Below are 16708 nucleotides of genomic sequence, written 5' to 3'. Positions count from 1 at the left end.
CGGGGACGCGGGAGCCGCCGCTCATTCTCCCGCGCCCCTCACATCGGCGTGGTGACCGTAATGTGCTCCCCGCTGCCCAGATGCAGCATCCCCTTGCCCGGCGCGATCGGGCCGCCGACCATGCTGCGGGTCGTACGGATGCCGATGAGCTCGCCCGAGGACGTCTCCTGCGGCGACAGCAGGACACCGCGGCGGGCTTTCTTCGCGTCGACCTGCCAGCCGGAGAAGCCGTCGCAGATCTCCTCCTCGTCACCGGCGATGACGACCGCGAGGCCCTCCTCGGTGCCGCTCTGCAGGATGCGCTTGAAGACGTCCTCGGCGTCGCAGTCGTCCAGCACCTCGGCGTCGTCGACCAGGACGGCGATCGGCTGGTCCGGTGTGGCCGGCTTGATGGCCTCCTCCAGCTCGTCCTCGTCGATGTCCCGTCCGGTGAAGACCTCCAACACGCCTTCCTGGCCCTCCAGTTCACGCAGCGGCGACTGGCGCGGTGCCGCGATGACCAGGCGTACGCCCTGGGCGAGGTACGAGCGGGCGAAATTGAGCAGCACCGTGCTGCGGCCGGACTTGGCCGGGCCGCCGATGACGAACGCCGGCACGCCCTCGCTCAGGTCCGGGCCGAACGCGGTGAGTTCGTCGCCGCCGACGCCGACCATCGCCCAGAGAGGGGAGCTGGCCGTCTGCGGATCGCGCATCGCGTAGGCGTCCGCGAAGGAGATGCGGTTGGGCAGGACGTCGACGCGGAACGGGCGGCGCGAGCGCGGAACGTCCGCGTCGCGGGCCGTCGCCGCGTCGCCGATGGCGATCAGCGCGGCCGCCTGGCCCTGGCCGGTCGTGTCCTCGGAGAGCAGCGCGAACTGCGTCTCCGTCGCCGTCTCGTTGCGGAAGGCACGGCCCGGCGGGATCTCCTCCGGCACCTTGCGGGAGTTGATGTCCAGCATGGAGAAGTCACCGCGGTCGGCGAGCCGCAGGCCGTACTTGTCCTCGGTGAGCGAACTGATCCGGCCCGCGAGCACCTGCCGGTCACCGGTGATGATCACGTGGATGCCGACGCTCGCGCCCTCGCGCATCATCGTCATCAGCTGGTCGGTGAGGTCACCGTGGTCGTACTCGCCGAGCGTGGGCAGCCAGCCCTCCCAGCGGTCCAGCAGCAGCACGATGTGCGGCAGCCGCTCGTCCTCCGACCCGGCCGCCGCCCGCTGCTCGCCGATGTCGGCGAAGCCCTTCTCGGCCAACAGGTCCTGACGGCGGGTGACTTCACCGGAGAGCCGGGCGAAGAGGCGGACGACCCGCTCCGTCTGGTTGCGTCCGACGACCGCGCCGCAGTGCGGCAGCCGGGTCAGTGCGTTGAGGGCGCCGTTGCCGCAGTCGATGCCGTAGAGGTGCACGTCGGCGCAGGAGTTGGTCCGGGCGAGCGAGCCGGCGATGGTGCGCAGCAGCTGCGAACGGCCGGTGCGCGGGGCGCCGCCGACGAGCAGATGCCCGAACGTGGCGAAGTCGACGGCGACCGGGCGGCGGGCCTGGTCGGCGGGCAGGTCCTCGACGCCGTACGGGGCCGCGGGCAGGGCGCCCTGGGCACGGACGGCCGGGATGTCGTCGAGCAGGAGCGTCTCCTCCAGGGCGGGCAGCCACGGGGAGTGCTGGGCGGGGATGGCGAGCGCCGTGTTCGCCTCCCGCACCGCGTCCACCAGCACCTTCAGGTCGGTGATCTCCTCCTCCTCGCGCGCCTCCGTCTTGGGCTTGCGCAGCGCGGCCCGCCCCAGGTCCTGCCAGGCCAGCTCACCGGCCCAGGGCGCGAGCGTCTGCGGATCGGCCGCACCGGGCCGACGACCGCCCACGCGTCCCGACTGGAACGGGATGAGGGACGCATGCCCCAGCCGTACGTACGCCCGACCCGGCGTGCTCTTCGAGATGTGACCGGCGTCCGGCGCGTCGATGACGTCGCTGGACTCGCCGGCGTCGGTCACACGCAGCGCGATACGCAGGTTGGTGTTGGCGCGGATCTCCGGGGAGACGACACCGCTCGGGCGCTGGGTGGCCAGCAGCAGGTGGATGCCGAGGGAACGCCCTCGCTGGGCGATGTTGACCAGACCCGTGACGAAGTCGGGCAGGTCCCGCACCATCGACGCGAACTCGTCGATGACGATGAGCAGTCGGGGCACCGGCGGGTGGGACGGATCCCGGCGCACGAGGTCCTGATAATCCTCGATGTCCTTGGCGTCGGCGGCGGCGAGGATGTGCTCGCGCCGCTTCAGCTCGGCACCCAGCGACTCCAGCGCCCGCTCGACGAGGTGGGCGTCGAGGTCGGTGACCATACCGACGGTGTGCGGCAGCTTCACACAGTCCTTGAACGCCGAACCACCCTTGTAGTCGACGAGGACGAAGGTCATGTTCTCCGGCGTATTGGCGACCGCGAGCGCCGCCACGATGGTCTGCAGCAGCTCCGACTTACCGGAACCGGTCGTACCGGCGATCAGACCGTGCGGACCGTCCTTGCGCAGGTCGATGCCGAACGGACCGTCGTACGACTCACCGATCACGGCCATTGTCGACTGGCCGCCCATCCGCCACCGCGCGCCGATCGCATCGCTCGTCGGCGGCTCCAGCTGGAGGACGTCGAGGAGGCGGCTGGACGCGGGCAGCGCCGAGTCCTCGGTCTCGCCGCTGATGTCCCGCAGGGGGGAGAGGGAGCGGGACAGGCGAGCGCACCAGGCGGACGAGACGAAGTCCGGCCGTACGTCGGTGATGCGCCGGGCGCCGCTCTGCTCGACGCGCAGCCGCAGCTCGGGTGCCTGGTCGGGGTTCTCGTCCGGCTGCTGGGCGGTCTGGTGCCAGGCGTGGAAGGAGGGGAAGCCGCCGGGGGCGGTGGGCTGCGGGGTGACCGTCGCGTCGGCGGCCTGCCGGAGGGGCTCGGCGACGACGACCGCCTGACACTCACCGGGCAGGAACCGCTCCTCCTCGTCGAGGCAGATGGCGTACATGCTGACGCCGGGGCCCTCGCGCAGCAGTCGTACGACACCTGGCATGGATCGCAGCCGCCGCGAACCGTCCCATACGACCACGATGTCCGGGTCGGAGAACGCCGGCCCACCGTCGGCGCGCCCCCCGGACTCCTTCAGGGCCTTCTGACGGGCGTCCAGCACCTGCGTGAGCTCGCCGACGCGGGCGCCGACGGTCTCGGAGTCCGTGCCGATCAGCACGTTGACGTCCTGGCCGCCGGAGGGCCGGGAGTGCGGCAGCCAGCGCACCCAGTCCCAGCGGGGATGGGCCTCGTTCTCGGTCAGCACATAGAACTGCACGTCCATCGGGCTGTGCAGCACGGCCGTCTGGGCCACCGCCCAACGCCCCAGCGCCTGCGCCGAGTCGCCGGGCCCTGCGAGACCGATGACACCGAGGTCCTTCAGCGGCAGCGCGACCGGGGCGTCCTCGATGTGCCAGGTGACCTCGCGCTTGTGGTCGTCCTGCTCGGGGTCGTCGAGGACGACCTCGGACGGTACGCGGCCGGTGCCGACCCGCAGCAGGAGGTGGTCGGCGTCGGTGCGGCGCCGCTCCCAGAGCCGGGTCCGGGGACCCGTACCGAAGGTGAGGACGGCGGCCGGGTCGGGTATGGCCTGCCGCCTGTCCGACCGCTCGGTGACCAGGGCGTCCTGGGCGTCCTTCTCGATCCGCTCCTTGGTCTCCTTGTACTCCTTCATCTGCTTGGCATGCGACTTGCGGCCGTGCTTCTTGTCCATGAAGTAGTTGCCGAAGAGCATGATCGGGCTCAGCACGGCCATGATGAGGTAGTACCAGCGCTGGAAGATCAGCACCATGACGACGGCGCCGACCAGCGGGAACAGCGCCATCAGCCAGGGCAGCGGACGGGCCTCGAACTCGCCGGGCGGGGAGGGCAGCCGGAACCGGGTCTGCCGCTCGGCAGGGCGCAGGCGCGGGGGCCGGTTGTAGTCCAGACCCGTGCCGTCCTCGGACCACTTGAGGGCGGCGTTGGGCGGGCTGTACGCGACGATCTCCAACAAGCTGTTGGCGAGGGCGAGTTGTGCGCCGAGGGGCCAGGAGTCGCCGTCGAGGGGTTCGCCGTCGAGCCGGGCGCCGTCCTCTTTGTCGGAGCTTTTGTCATGAACGGCGATCTTGCAGGTGCCGTCGATGGCGATGGACAAGGTGGCGGCACGGTCGGCGAGTTCGGGATCGTCGATACGGATGTGTGCGGCGGGTCCGCCACCGATGTCGTACCGCCCGACCCCGAGCCGATGCACCGCACCGGCGGCGGGCCCGCCGACGACACGGAACTCGACCACGCCGGTCGGCTCGCCGAGCAGACACCCCGCCGGATCATGCAGGCTGACGACGGCGCCTTCGCGCAGGGGCGATCCGGCGACGGTGGCGCCGGGGTCGAGGGCGTACCCGTCGACGTACGCCTGCGGCGCGTTACTGCCCCCGGGATGGCGCTGCCCCCCGATGGGAATGATCTGCGCACCGTCGCCATCACCACCGAGACCGACCTGCCGGGCCAACTCCCGAGTGATGTCACCGACGCTCGACTCCGGATCGGCATCGAGCACCACATCGGCGGCGGCCCCGCCGATCGGATCGACGACGGTCAGACTCAGGCGCACGTTCGTCCTCCTCGCTGGGCTGAGGCCGCCCCCCGGAACGCTTCAAGCAACGGAGTGACCTTAGCCGCCCCACCTTTCACCCGGGCAACGGGATGTGCATCAGTTCACGCTTCGCTCCCACAACTCCCCTGGGATCCCAACGGCCTCACCCGTAAGATCTTTGCTCACGCGGATGTCCGGGCGGCTGTGCCGTCGGTCCGCGGCATCAGAGCCACGGGGGCAGGCCCTGCGGCGACAAAACGGGAGGGAGCCGTCATGGCCAAGGGCAAAGACGCAGATATCACATATGCCGAGATGGACAAGGAAGCCGGCAAGCTTCTGAAGGACATGCACCGGCTGCACGGCGAGCTCGACTCGATCGACGACCGCATCCGCGCGCTCGTCGAGAACGGCTACACCACCCAGAAGGGCTCCGCCGCCTTCGAGGAGTCCTTCAAGGACTTCACCAAGGGCGCGAAGAAGGCCATGGAGGGGCTCGAGGGCATGTCCGAGTTCCTGAAGAAGGCCAAGGAGGCTTACGAGCAGCTGGATGAGCAGCTGGCGCGGAGCGCCAAGAGCAGCTGACGTCGGCTGCCACCACGCTGTTTGGGCGCGGTGGGGCACATGCCGTGTCCCACCGCGCCCGTACGGGTGACCCATGAGGCAGAAAGTCTGGACGGGTGGCAGACAGAACTCGGTACGACCTCCAATTGATCAAGGATTGCTCGGACTCGCTCTACCGCATCCACCGGGAGTTCAAGGAGCACGCAAACCCGCTGACGGCTACGGCGATGAGCTCGGCAGCGACACATTGCGAGACGTTTTCGACGACTTCTTCGAAAACTGGAAGAAGAACCGCGAAAAGCTCATGAAGGGCAGTTCCTCCGCCCACCCCTCCACGTGCTCCGGCGCCACATCAACCAGCATGACCAGACAACGACATCACCGATCAGCAGTCACAAGACCTGAGGCTGTAGTACTTGGCGTCCTGGACGGGGCATGCGGAATGCCGCTCAACAATGCTCACCGCTTGAATCCGCCCCAGGCGGAGCCGGTCAATGGGCCGTCCCGGGAAGTCGGAGCGTCCGCGCGAAGTCGTCCAGTGCCTCCATTGCCGCGGCGATCACTTCCGGATCGTCGTGGTGCCCGCGGAGCAGGACGTCGGGGAGGCCGGGCGGGGTGTGCCAGTGGTACGTCACCGAGGTCATCATGATGGTGCTGTCCGCAGGGTAAGAGCGGGTGACCCGGACCCCGTCCGCGCCCAGGTGTGGAGAGGCGAACGGAATACTGCCGGTTCGCTGCTGCCACTCGGGAATGTCCGGGTGCGGCACGGTGAGCGCGGTGACTCCCTCGCAGGAGACCGCGTCACGGGCCTCGCAGTGGAGGCGGGTGGCGTGCATCACCAGCGGCATGTAGGTCAGCGGAACGGGGTGGTAGATGAACGCCTCGTCGGCCTGGAGTTTGTCCCGGAGCGTGACGATCGTCTGCTCGTAGAAGCTCTTGTGGAATCGTCGCAGTTTGCGGGTGAGTTCGATGTCGTGGACGGCGGCCAGGCCGGTCAGGTGGGGGTCCAGCCACTCCTTGAAGGTCTTCTTGTCGATCTGGAGGTGAAGATAGCCCCAGAGGTCTGGGTTGGCATCCGTGTCGATGTGGAGCGGGGCGCCGAGGTCGGTGCTCCACAGGGTGCCTTCGGACATGAGTGGTCTCTTTCTTCGGGGGGCACGGCAGAAGGGAGCCTTCAGGCGTAGCTCCAGCGGAAGGTGCCCATCACGGCATCGAACAACTCCACGAGGGTGTCGTAGAAGGCGGGATCCGAGCCGGGCGCGATCAGGGCGCTGAAGGAGAAGGTGAGGTACTGATCGGGGGCGCTGTCCGGGACCGGAACGAAGTACTCGACCTGGCGGTGAGCGACGTCGACGCCCTTGGCTGCGTCGGCGGGTACGTCGCGCTCCGAGCGCAGGGCCGCGGTGTCGTCGAGCTCCCGCGACTCGGTACCGGGAGTCACGGAGGCGAGCGCGGCCAGGACCGCTTCCGGGCCGCTGTTGGGCCTGACCCGCGGAATCTCGATCGGCTCGGAGGCCACGATCGAGACGGGCAGCGCGACGCCGTGGAGGCGTTCGGTGGGGAGGTAGAGGGTCATTCCCCCCTTGGCCCTGGCCCGGCGAACGACCTTCTTCATCTCCTGGGTGAGCTTCAGTCGAGCCTTCGGAATGTCGTCCTTGGGGAAGCCGACGGGCAGCTGTGCGACGGCCTTGCGCACGATGCGGTCCATCGCTTCCTCGGTACCCGTGCGCAGCGGAATCACGTCCCAGCCGGGTGGCGGCACGAGGTTGAAGCCGTTCGGGGCCCGGCGTTGCTCAGCGGTGGTCATTGCGCCCCCGCGTTACTTCCACGGTGTAGGCAACGCCTACGAAGAGCGCCCACGCCGGGGCGGCGATCATGCCCGGCCAGAAGCCGAAGAACAGCGAGGGCAGGAAGAAGCCGCCGCCCATGGCGAGATCCCGGGTGAGGTAGGGCGGACGGCCCGTGTACCTGGGGTACTTCACGAACACCCAGACGTAGTGCAGGAGGCAGCCGACGATCCCGGCCTCATAGACGTAGAGCACATCATTCATGAGGGACTTCGGCACCAGGATCATGATTCCCAATACCGGCAGGAACAGCGGCATCCCGATGATCAGTGTCAGCCGGAGCCGCCGGTTAGGGCCGGTGCCGAGCCCGGTGCGGGCGGCTTCGGCCTCGGCAATGCGATGCGCCGAGTTCAGGTCCATGGTCATTCCTCACCAGTGGGTGTCGGGGGCGGGCTTCAGGGTGTTGTCCTTCCAGTCCGAGTACGCCGCGTTGTACGGCTTCTCGTCGGTACCGAACTTCTCCTTGGTCCAGCTTGTCAGGTCGCTCTTTCCCAGCGACTTGTCCATGACGTCCATCCCCATGCCGGTCCAGGCGATGCCGAGGCCCACCTGATAGGACTTGTACGCCTTGTCCGCCGCAGCACCCGCGGCCGCCGGGAAGGCGGCCTTGTTCGCCTGCAGCATCTTCGCCATGCCGGCCATCTCCTTGTCACCGAGGTGCACCAGCGTCGACAACGGGCTGACCCTCAGCGGCCCCTTGGCGACCAGGCCGACGTTCTGGGAGATGGACTTGCGCATCGCGTTACGGGCCGCTCCGAGGGCCTGCCGCCCCGGCCCTTCCGGCAATTTGGTCATCATCCGCCCCGTGTCGTCCAGGACGCCCTTGACGCCCCTGAGCCCTCGGCTCAGGCCGGCGGTCCGGGCGGCCTGAGCGGCGCCCACGGTGGCCTTGGCGCCACTGGCGAGCTTCGCGGCGGCCCCGAGGCCACCGACGACGAGCAGTCCGCCCACGACGTCGAAGATGACATCCGTCCAGCTGGCGTCGCCGGACGCCACCAGTAGGAGTCTGAGCCCGATCGTCAGCGCCGCGATGCCAAGGACGAGCAGGTTCAAGCCGGGAATGGCGAGCGCCAGGAAGCCAGCCGCCGTCGCGACCCAGCCGAGAACATCGATGAAAGCCTTGATGCCGTCCGCATGGTCATGGACCCAGCCCTTGACGTCGTCCCACCACGAGTCCTCGATCACGTCCTCGATCTCGGCGCGGATTTTCCCGGCATGGTGATTGGCGCGGGTGTCCCGGGCTCCGGTGATGTCGTTCAGCCGGTTTCGGTACGGCTGGAGGGGATCGTGGTCCGTGCCGCTGACGGAGGGCCGGGGAGTGTCCTTGTCGGCGGAGCCGGCTTCCTTCTTCTTCTCCGCCTCGATCTCGCCCTGCTTCTCCTTCGCCTGGTGCAGGACCTTGTCGGCGTCCGACTGGAAGTCCTCCAGATCGTTCGACCACTTGGTCAGATGGCCGTGTACACGCTCGTAACGGCTGGCCACCTCCCGCATGTGCTTCTCCAGCGTGCCGGACTCCTCGCGCAGGCGTTTGACGTACTTGCCCTTGAGGGTGTCCTCGTCGCTGATCGCCTTGAGGTTCTTGGCCTGGTCCCGGAGTTTCTCGGCGACCGAGACCATGTGCTTGACCTCGGCGCGGATCTCCTCCGGATCACCGGGCACGGGGTCGGAGTCGCACAGCGGCTGCCAGTCGACCGGACGGCGCTTGGATGTAGGTGTCACTTCTTCTGCTTCTTCTCGCCCTGTTTGGCCAACTGCTCGTCCAGGCCCTCGAACGCCTTCTTGGTTCCGGCCACCATCTCGCCCACCGACTTGAGTGACTCGACGAGCCGGGTGCGGTAGTCGTCCCAGTTGTCGACGAAGTCCTCCATGACGTCGGCTATGGCACCGGAGCCCCAGTGCTTGTCCATGTCGTCGCGACGGTTCTCGATGTCCTCGAAGGTCTTCTTGAGCTGCCCGAGCTTGCGTTCGCAGTCCGCGAGGAACTCGTAGTCGACCGTCAGGTCCGAATCGCCCATGGATGCCCCTCCCCCCGTGCGTGTTCTCGCTGCTGTCGGTTCACCGGTTGACGGCCTGGATCTCCTGGACGGTCACCGCCTGGTCGTTGCCGAACGTCCCGTCGGGCAGGTCGCCGCCGGCGCCGCCGGTGCCGGTCCAGGCGACTTCCCAGGTGATGGTGGCCTGGAGGTTGAAGGTGCCGTCGCCGGAGGAGCGGAGGTACTTGAGGCCGCAGGGCGGCGTCTGGTCGGACTTGCCCTTGGCGTAGGGCTCGCCGATGGAGCCGTCGGCGTTGATGGCGCACTCGCCGGAGGCCGGGTAGGTCTCGGCGTCCTCGGTGCCCGGCTCCAGCTTGAGGGACACCGGCTTGGCGGTGGTCGTGGCCTGGATGTTGAAGCCGGGGACGTTGATGGCCGCCGTGGCCTGGACCTCGCCGAAGACGGCCTTGTCGAGCCAGGCCCAAGTCGGCAGGTTCACCTTGGTGTTGGCCTCGGGAGCGAGGGTGACCTCGGTGTCGGGAAGCTGCATGTGCTGGTAGGCGAGGGCGGCGAGTATCTCCGGGGTGATGGCCTCTTCGTACTGGGGCGGCGGGGCTTCGCCGTTCTCGACCCAGAAGGGGAGGTCGTTGCACGAGCTCCGCTTCAGAATATCGGGCTCGTTGGGATTTTCGACGGCGGCCCAGAACATCCCCTTGCCGTCGTTCTCGACGTTGTAGTCCTTGTAGCCGGGGGTGTCGGTCCAGCCGTACTCGTCCTCGTAGTGGCGCTGCAGCTCGCTCAGCGCAGCGCCCGCGTGGCCACCCATACCTGGCGCGTTCATCTGGCTCTCGATGTCCTTGGACATCTTTTCTTTGAAGTCCTTGGCGCCGAGGTAGGGGGCGTACCAGCAGGGCGGTGGCGTCCAGTTGACGTCGGAGGACGTCACGTTTCCGGTGCTGCCGTTCTTGGTGACGGCTCCGGAGTACTGGATGCGTGCGGCGGCGTAGATGCCGTTGCCGTCACCGCCGCCCGACTGTTCTGTGTTGGAGCCCTGGGCGTTGCCCGGCTGCTCTCCCGCGTAGGCCGGTTCCGCGAGGACGAGGACACCCAAGGCCAGTGTCAGTGCAGCCGCGCCGGTGCTGAGGGCCGTACGCCGTGACCTGTTCACTGACACTTCGCCGCCTTTGTCTCGACGTACACCTTGGACGCCTGCCACAGAGCGTCTCCGGTGGGGAGCTTGACCATGATGATCTTGAAGTAGTCGAAGTCCGTGATGCTGGGCGTACCCTTCAGGACCTTTCCGGTCTTGACTTCTTTGGAGTAGAACTTGCTGGAGTCCACGCAGAACGCAACCTCCACCGAGTTGCCGTTCGACGCGGACCGGGTGGTGGCCTGGTAGTGGCGCCGGGTGCCGGTTGCCGTCCAGCCGCCTTCGAGCCTGACGTCGATTTGCGTCTTCGCGTACTTCAGCCCATCGCCTGTGGAGTAGGCGGCCAAGGCGGCGTCCTTGGTCGTGCGCTTGTCGACGCCCCGGTAGATGGCACGGAAGAAGTTGGCCGTGTCGGCCATCGCGGCCGCCTCGTTCTTGTCCTCCGGCTTGTCCCAGTCGAAGACCAGGTTCATGTCCTTGGGCAGGGAAACATCAACGCCGTCCGGCTTGTCCTCTGCCGGTGCTCCCGAGGGCTCCGCCGACTTCGTCGGCTTCTCCGTTCCCTGGTCGGCGCCTACGATCTTGTCATCGTCGCTGGATTCGTCGTCCCCGCTGCCGCAGGCCGTCAGGAGAAGGGCTGCGGTCGCGGCCAGCGCGGCAGCAACGGGCAAAGGGCGGCGCTTCACAGTGGACTCCCCGTGAGACAGAAGTTCAGTCAAGAGATCTGACGGTATCGAGGAGGTTCTTGGTTTCGCCAGAGCGAACTTTCTCGAGAACGTGGTGATTTCCGGGCGTATGGGCCCTTGCTGACTGTGCTCTGTGTCCTGATCGTGCCCAAACGGGCGGCGGCCCCGGTGCCTTGGTGTGCTGCGTCCGGGGCCGTCGTTCTGTGGAGTTTCGATTCGCTATCGCGGGGTCTTGCATCTGGGGCAGTTGCACGGCGGATACGTCGACGTGAACGGCACCGGATCGGTGCGCCCGCCGGCCAGGATCTCGACCTCGCCGCGGTCCTCGGTCACGGTGCCCTCGGCATTGACCTTGAGGACGTGGAGGGTGAGGCGGGAGCGGTGGTGGGCGGGGTCGAGGAGTTCGAGTGCGTCCGTGAGGGGCGGGTAGCGGGCGGCGCACTCCGGGCAGGCGTAGACTCGGCACGCGAGTGAAGCTCGACGGCGACTTCGACCGCATGTGGACGACCGCCAGCATCAACTACAAGGGCGTCCAGATGGCGGCGACGACCGTTGCGGCCCCCGTCGCGCTCAAGGTCGAGGCCGGGACTGCCGACGCCGACCCGCAGACATGCACGTACGACCTGGTCAAGGGCAAGGGCGGCTACACGGTCGACAGCAAGGACGCCGGCTGCAACGTCACCTACCGCCGTTCGTCCGGCACCGGTACCTACCCCTTCAAGGCGTCCATCACCTGGAAGGTCACCTGGACCGACTCCGCCGACCCCGACGGGGCGCCGCAGCAGCCGGCTCTGCCGGACGGGCTGTCGACGTACGAGCAAGACGTGACGGTGAAGGAGATCCAGGCCGTCAACCGGTAGTCGGCGGTACCTCTGGTGCTCGGCCTGACGGCGGGTCTTCCGGGGGCACAGCTCAGCCCTCCGTGCCGACAAGGCTTGGCGGAGGGCTGTCCGCCGTGGTCTGCCTTTGATTCAGGCCTCGTCCGCCACGAACAGTTCCTCGGCCGCTTCGACATGCACGGCCCGGGTGACCCACGTGCGGAGTGTGTCGAGGTCTGTGCAGGTCATGATCTGTTCGCGCGTGGTCTCCGGGACCTCGATGCCGCGTGACTCGAGGATCAGGAGGATGTCCTCGGCGCGGCCTTCGGCGCGCCCCATGGCCCGCAGCCGCTGGGAGGTCTGTGAGCGGAAGAAGGACAGGTCCACGGACATCAGTTGCCTCCAGTTCTCGGCCGCGGGGGTGGTGCCGAGGCCGAGTTCGGTGAGCTCGGCGAAGATCCTCGCGGTCTCCTCGTCGATGGTCTTCAGGGCGACGGCCAGGGCTTGCAGTATGGCAGGAGCATTCGGGTCCTTACCATGTGTGACGGCGCTCAGAGGTGGCGAGAGGGATGTCCCGGGCCGCGACTGACGGGTCGGTGATGGCGGGGACGTTGTGCGGTCCAAAGACGAGGGCTCGCAGGGTGAGGGTCGGCCACTGCCGGGGGCCGATGGTGAAGGGCTTTGCCGCCCACTCGGCCGTGGCCCTGTCCTGGCACGTGACGAGAAGGACCGGGGGGATGCCGTACTTCTCCTGGAGGTGGGCCACGTAGTAGGCCCAGCTGGTGAGCTTGGCAGGGTCCTTCTTTCGTTGCGCCTCGACGACCAGGAGATGACTGTCCCCCGCGGCCGTGTCGATTCTCAGGAGGGTGTCCACGCGCCGTTCCATCGGTCTGATCTCGGTCAGGTCCGTGGGTAACAGGGACACGGCCACGGGGTCGGGGAAGGGGAGGTCGAGGGCCCGGGAAGTCCGGGCGAAGACGCCCGGGTCTTCCTGGAAGAGGCGGTGCATCGCCTCATGGGATGAGCTGACCATGTGAGGGACCGTAGGACGCCCCGGCTCGGATGATCGGCCATATGCCAGTCGATCACCCGTTTCGGTGAATGGGGTCACCTCACCCCAAGAGCCGGGCGGCGGCACGGCAGCGCCAGCGCCCGCCCGGCCCGATACGGGCGTGTCAGCGGGCGGTGACCGTCGCCTCCCGCACCCTCCGGACGAGCCGCGGCACCCCCTCCCGTACGGCGGCCGATGCGCCCCCGGCCTCGTCGTACGGCACCCGCCCGTCGCCCGTCGGGGCCGGGAGCGTCAGCAGTAGGGCCGGGACGGAGCTCGGGTCGGCGATGGCCGCGTTCAGGCACCGTGTGCAGACGGGGAGCCAGCGTCTGCGGTTGCGTTCGGTGGCCGATACCCGGACGTCGCGGCGTGTCTCGGCGGGGCCGTGCAGGGGGTTCACGCCGCAGACGAGGTCCTCCACGTCGTCGGCGAGCGCGGCTCGGCCCGCGCGGGCGAGGACGATCAGGGCGACCAGGGTCGCGGGGTCCGTCGTGGCGGTCGGTGCGTCGGCGAGGCGGTTGGTGTCGCGGTTCACGCCCGCCAGCAGCATCGCCGCTTCCCGGCAGTCCGCCGCGCGTGTGTGGGTGGCGGAGGCGGCCTCGGGCTGGTGCGCCGTGAAGTCCCGTGTCAGGGCACGGAGTTCTGTGCGGGCCGTGCGTCGCAGGAAGCGTGTGGTTGGGGTGGATGGTTGGCTGAGGGGGAGGGACGACGTCGGCTCCGGGGTGCGCCGCCGCAGCGCCCTGGCGACCATGCCCAGGACGCCGGACACGACCACGAAGAGGATCACGGTCACCACGGCGCCCATGAACAGGCCGGGCCAGAACTCCCCGGAAAACAGTGGGGGCAGGACCGTGGCCGTGCGAGGGTTCGGTGCGGGCACCGGATCGGAGAGGGCCTCCGGCTCTTCCGTGCGCGGAGACTTGTCGAGGTGGGTCATGAGCCGGTCGAGGCGTTCGGCCATGAGGTGATCGTCGGCCTTGTCCGCCGCCTCGTCGCCGTACGCGATGGACTCCGGCAGGTCGAAGTAGAGATCGATGCTGTCCAGCCGTAGCCCGTGGTTGACGACGTCGATCATGCCGTTGAACGGGTCGGCGACGACGTACACGCCGTCCCTGCCCACACGGTGGTGCACCGCGGCGGCGAACAGTTCGGAGTCGCCGGCGGATTCGTCCTCGGGCAGCTGCGGTACGAGGGCGACGTAGACCGGGCCGCCGCCGTCCGAGCGGACGAAGGTGCGGATGCGGTCGTGCAGGCGGGCCCGTTGCCGGGCGTCCAGCAGCTGGGGGCTTTCCGGGTCGGCGTACACCGGGTTCTGCTTCAGGCCCGCCGCGACGCGGTCGGCGCGGGCGGTCAGGTCGGCCGGGGTGGGCGTCGGGGCTGCGCTCGACCTCGTCTGGTCGAAGACGGTGGGAGCGGTGGCGGCTATCGCGGCGGCCGAGAGGAGGGCCACGGCAGGCACGATCCAGGCGCGTGCGCGGCGGACGGGCCGCTGCCGCGCCTGCGCGCCGGGCAGACCGCGACGCCAACGCCGTACGTACGGGACCAGTATCAGGATCGACAGGGGTACGGCGGTCAGCGCGATCCCGGTCAGGAACGACTGGTTCTCGCGGTCGCTCGGGCCGATGTACATGTCCGCCGGTTCGTTCCCGGCGTCGTACCTGTCGCGCGCCGCCTCCGCCCGCTCGGCGGCCTTCTCGGGGCCCTGCGCCACGGCTTCCGTGAAGCGCTGGAAGCTGCGCAAAGGGCCTGCGTCGTAAGGCAGTTCGTAGGAGGCGACGGTCACGGCGTCGTCGGTCGGCGCACGGACCCCGTAGGCGGCGGCGTCCGTGACGCCCGACTCGTCGAGCAGCACGTAGAGGCCGTCCCGCCCCAGTCGGTCGTGCACCGCGTCGAGCAGGGTTGTGCCGTCCGTGCTCCAGAACGGGAGTACGAGGACGTACGTGGGGACTCCGGTGCGTTCGGCGAGTTCGGCGAACGCGGGAGCCATGGAGCGGGGTACCTCGCGCGGCAGTTGGTCGGTGACGTAGACCGGATCGGTGCGGAGGCGGGACGCGAGATGGGCCGCCTGCACGGGGACGGAAGTGTCGGCGGCGTGGGCCGGGGCGGCTGCGGCGAGCAGAATGGTGAGGACCGCGACGGCGAGAGAGGCTCGTACGGCTGCCGTGACTCTTCTCACCGTGCTCATCCCAGCTTCCCGTTCTGCAGCTTCACCACCGCTGTCGACAGCTTCGCGTCGCTCGGCTGCGCGTTGGCGATGGCCAGGCCGTTGACCGAGAAGTAGACGGCGATGACGTCGGCGCTGCGTACGGCCTGGGTGTGGAGGGTGTGGGAGGCGCCGCGGAAGGTCATCGTGGCGTTGAAGGCGACCGTCTCGTCGCCGGCCGGTGCGGCGGGCTCCTCCGCCGTGACCGAGTCGTACGTGCTGGTGCTATTTCCCTTGGCCGTGAAGCCGTCGCCGCAGGCGTCGACCGCCTTCGACAGGTCGGCCATCGTCGACTGCGCCCCGCCGTCGGCGTAGGTGGTCAGCGTGATGTACGTGAACGGGTCATTCATGCCGCCCGAGACGTAGCGGGTGAGGTCGGCCTGCGGGTCGCCGAGGGGGAGTTGGTTCATCGCGTACGCCAGTGGGGCGCAGGCCGGCTTGTCGACAGTGACCTCGTCCGGGGACTTGGCGAAGACGAACTCGTCGTCGACCTCCTGCACCTCCTTGCCGGAGATGTCCGCCTTGGTGATCATCAGCTGCGCCAGCCGTTCGGCGGGGGTCACCTGCTTCGCCTGGGAGGCCGAGGCCTTGGGGGTGGAGGTGGGCTTGGCGCTGTCGTCGTCGGCCGAGCATGCGGTCAGGAGTACGGCTGCGGAGAGTGCGGTGACGGTCAGTGCGGTGCGTCGTCGCATGGGGGGGACTTCCTCAGTGGTGGTCGGTCGGTTGGTCTGTCAGGTGTCCTGATCGTCCAGCAAGCGCCGTAGTACAGGGGACAGTTCCGGCGCCCGTGCGCCCGCCGCCTGCGCCGCCGCCACTTCTCTGACGTACGCCAGCGCCTCCTGCCGCAGCCGCTCCTTCTCGGCGCCCTGGCGGCTGCCCGCCAGCCAGATCGCGATCGCGAGGGGGAGGAGGGCGATGGCGAAGAAGCCGAGCGGCGCGTCCTCCGACCAGGCCCAGGCCGGGCCGAGCAGGCCGGCGAAGACCAGCAGCCAGCCGGCCTCGTCGTGCCAGCCGCCCGCGTCGGCGATCCGCTCGTACTCGGCGACGGCGTAGGGCTTCGGGGGGGACGGCCACGGGCGTGGCGGGGGTGTTCACCGGGGCGCTTTCCGAGGCGGGGGCGCTCTGCAAGGAGGGGGCGCTCTGCAAGGCGCCCACCACGGGCTGCGGGGTCACCGGCGGATACGACGGGATCGGAGCAGCCCCCTTCCCGCCACCGGTCGACGACCGGCCCTCCAGCCACGCCGGTACGTGCGTCAGTGGCAGGTCATGCGCCCGGGCCACGCCCAGCACCTCGCGGTAGCCGGCCAGCGCGGGGTGCGTCAACTCACGCTTCCAACGGGTGCGTACGGCAGTGAGGGCGAGCACCGCGACGAGGATGACCGGGCCGGTCATGAGCAGGGTCAGTTTCTGTGCGCGCCCGGTCAGTTCCACGGCCAGGGGGAGCATCAACGCGCCGCCCGTCATGGCCAGGCCACCCACCCAGGCCGACCAGCCGCGCTGCGTCGCCCGCATCGCCCGCCGGCGTTCCGCGAGCAGTGCCGTCACCGCTGCGTCGTCCGTGTAGTCGATGCCGTGCGGAGCGCCGATCGCGTGGGCCGCGTTCCGCACCCGGGGATCGGACGCCAGAGTGGCGCCGTTGACGGGCAGTAGCTGCACCGGGTTTCCGGCTTCGGTCACGATCGGTTCCCCCATACCTTCCTACGGCGACCAACGATCATGGCATGCCGGTCCCACCCCTTCGTGAGTGAGTCGTGCAGGGCTGGTGGTCGCCGCGTGATGGCTTGCCCGATTCACTCCCGCACAGCGATGGATCCAACTCGGCCCCCG

Annotated in this window: 14 protein-coding genes and 1 pseudogene; 4 read left to right on the top strand and 11 right to left on the bottom strand. The window is 68.8% G+C overall.

The window, feature by feature from the left end; all coding sequences use genetic code 11:
- Positions 1–38: 38 nt before the first annotated feature.
- The gene (locus tag StrepF001_RS18755) at positions 39–4610 is read right to left on the bottom strand and encodes an FtsK/SpoIIIE domain-containing protein (RefSeq protein WP_129799392.1); all 4572 of its coding nucleotides are present in this window, start codon (positions 4608–4610) and stop codon (positions 39–41) included.
- Positions 4611–4865: 255 nt separating this feature from the next.
- Between StrepF001_RS18755 and StrepF001_RS18750 the strand changes: the two genes are divergently transcribed.
- On the top strand, positions 4866–5174 hold the full coding sequence (locus StrepF001_RS18750) for a WXG100 family type VII secretion target (protein WP_129799391.1): 309 nt from the start codon (positions 4866–4868) through the stop codon (positions 5172–5174).
- A 470-nt stretch (positions 5175–5644) separates the two neighbouring features.
- On the opposite strand, the gene StrepF001_RS18745 is transcribed toward StrepF001_RS18750, so the two are convergent.
- From StrepF001_RS18745 to StrepF001_RS18715, 7 genes are read right to left on the bottom strand one after another with little or no spacing between them, the layout of a single operon-like run.
- A complete protein-coding gene (locus StrepF001_RS18745) occupies positions 5645–6286 on the bottom strand; it encodes a hypothetical protein (RefSeq protein WP_129799390.1) in 642 nt (213 codons plus the stop codon).
- Positions 6287–6327: 41 nt separating this feature from the next.
- Positions 6328–6960, bottom strand: a complete 633-nt coding sequence (locus StrepF001_RS18740) for a hypothetical protein (protein WP_240797574.1) — start codon at positions 6958–6960, stop codon at positions 6328–6330.
- A complete protein-coding gene (locus StrepF001_RS18735) occupies positions 6947–7360 on the bottom strand; it encodes a hypothetical protein (RefSeq protein ID WP_129799389.1) in 414 nt (137 codons plus the stop codon). The genes StrepF001_RS18740 and StrepF001_RS18735 overlap by 14 nt, the downstream gene beginning before the upstream one ends.
- A gap of 9 nt (positions 7361–7369) precedes the next feature.
- Positions 7370–8719: a hypothetical protein gene (locus StrepF001_RS18730; RefSeq protein ID WP_240797573.1), complete on the bottom strand. Its 1350-nt coding sequence runs from the start codon at positions 8717–8719 to the stop codon at positions 7370–7372.
- Positions 8716–9015: a hypothetical protein gene (locus StrepF001_RS18725; RefSeq protein ID WP_129799388.1), complete on the bottom strand. Its 300-nt coding sequence runs from the start codon at positions 9013–9015 to the stop codon at positions 8716–8718. Before StrepF001_RS18725 ends, StrepF001_RS18730 begins: the two co-directional genes overlap by 4 nt.
- 40 nt (positions 9016–9055) lie before the next feature.
- Positions 9056–10141, bottom strand: coding sequence for a hypothetical protein (locus StrepF001_RS18720; protein ID WP_129799387.1), 1086 nt, complete (start codon positions 10139–10141; stop codon positions 9056–9058).
- Positions 10138–10809, bottom strand: coding sequence for a hypothetical protein (locus tag StrepF001_RS18715; RefSeq protein WP_129799386.1), 672 nt, complete (start codon positions 10807–10809; stop codon positions 10138–10140). Before StrepF001_RS18715 ends, StrepF001_RS18720 begins: the two co-directional genes overlap by 4 nt.
- Positions 10810–11279: 470 nt before the next feature.
- On the opposite strand from StrepF001_RS18715, the gene StrepF001_RS18710 reads away from it, so the two are divergent.
- On the top strand, positions 11280–11669 hold the full coding sequence (locus StrepF001_RS18710; protein WP_129799385.1) for a hypothetical protein: 390 nt from the start codon (positions 11280–11282) through the stop codon (positions 11667–11669).
- Positions 11670–11780: 111 nt separating this feature from the next.
- On the opposite strand, the pseudogene StrepF001_RS18705 reads toward StrepF001_RS18710, so the two are convergent.
- The 3 genes and pseudogenes from StrepF001_RS18705 to StrepF001_RS18695 all read right to left on the bottom strand — a co-directional run bounded on the left by StrepF001_RS18705 (position 11781) and on the right by StrepF001_RS18695 (position 15573).
- Positions 11781–12660, bottom strand: a pseudogene (locus tag StrepF001_RS18705) (hypothetical protein).
- Between the two features lie 142 nt (positions 12661–12802).
- Positions 12803–14863 (bottom strand): hypothetical protein, encoded by a 2061-nt coding sequence (locus tag StrepF001_RS18700; protein ID WP_129799384.1) that lies wholly within the window; start codon positions 14861–14863, stop codon positions 12803–12805.
- Positions 14860–15573, bottom strand: coding sequence for a hypothetical protein (locus StrepF001_RS18695; protein ID WP_129799383.1), 714 nt, complete (start codon positions 15571–15573; stop codon positions 14860–14862). Before StrepF001_RS18695 ends, StrepF001_RS18700 begins: the two co-directional genes overlap by 4 nt.
- A gap of 223 nt (positions 15574–15796) precedes the next feature.
- On the opposite strand from StrepF001_RS18695, the gene StrepF001_RS45670 reads away from it, so the two are divergent.
- A complete protein-coding gene (locus tag StrepF001_RS45670; protein ID WP_165396300.1) occupies positions 15797–15934 on the top strand; it encodes a hypothetical protein in 138 nt (45 codons plus the stop codon).
- Between the two features lie 337 nt (positions 15935–16271).
- The gene (locus StrepF001_RS45665) at positions 16272–16445 is read left to right on the top strand and encodes a hypothetical protein (RefSeq protein WP_165396299.1); all 174 of its coding nucleotides are present in this window, start codon (positions 16272–16274) and stop codon (positions 16443–16445) included.
- Positions 16446–16708 lie beyond the last annotated feature (263 nt).

The sequence above is a fragment of the Streptomyces sp. F001 genome (assembly GCF_004187715.1).
Taxonomy (GTDB): Bacteria; Actinomycetota; Actinomycetes; order Streptomycetales; family Streptomycetaceae; genus Streptomyces; species Streptomyces flavusporus.
Note: the sequence above shows the minus strand (reverse complement) of the source record. Positions and strands in the feature narration are given on the sequence as shown.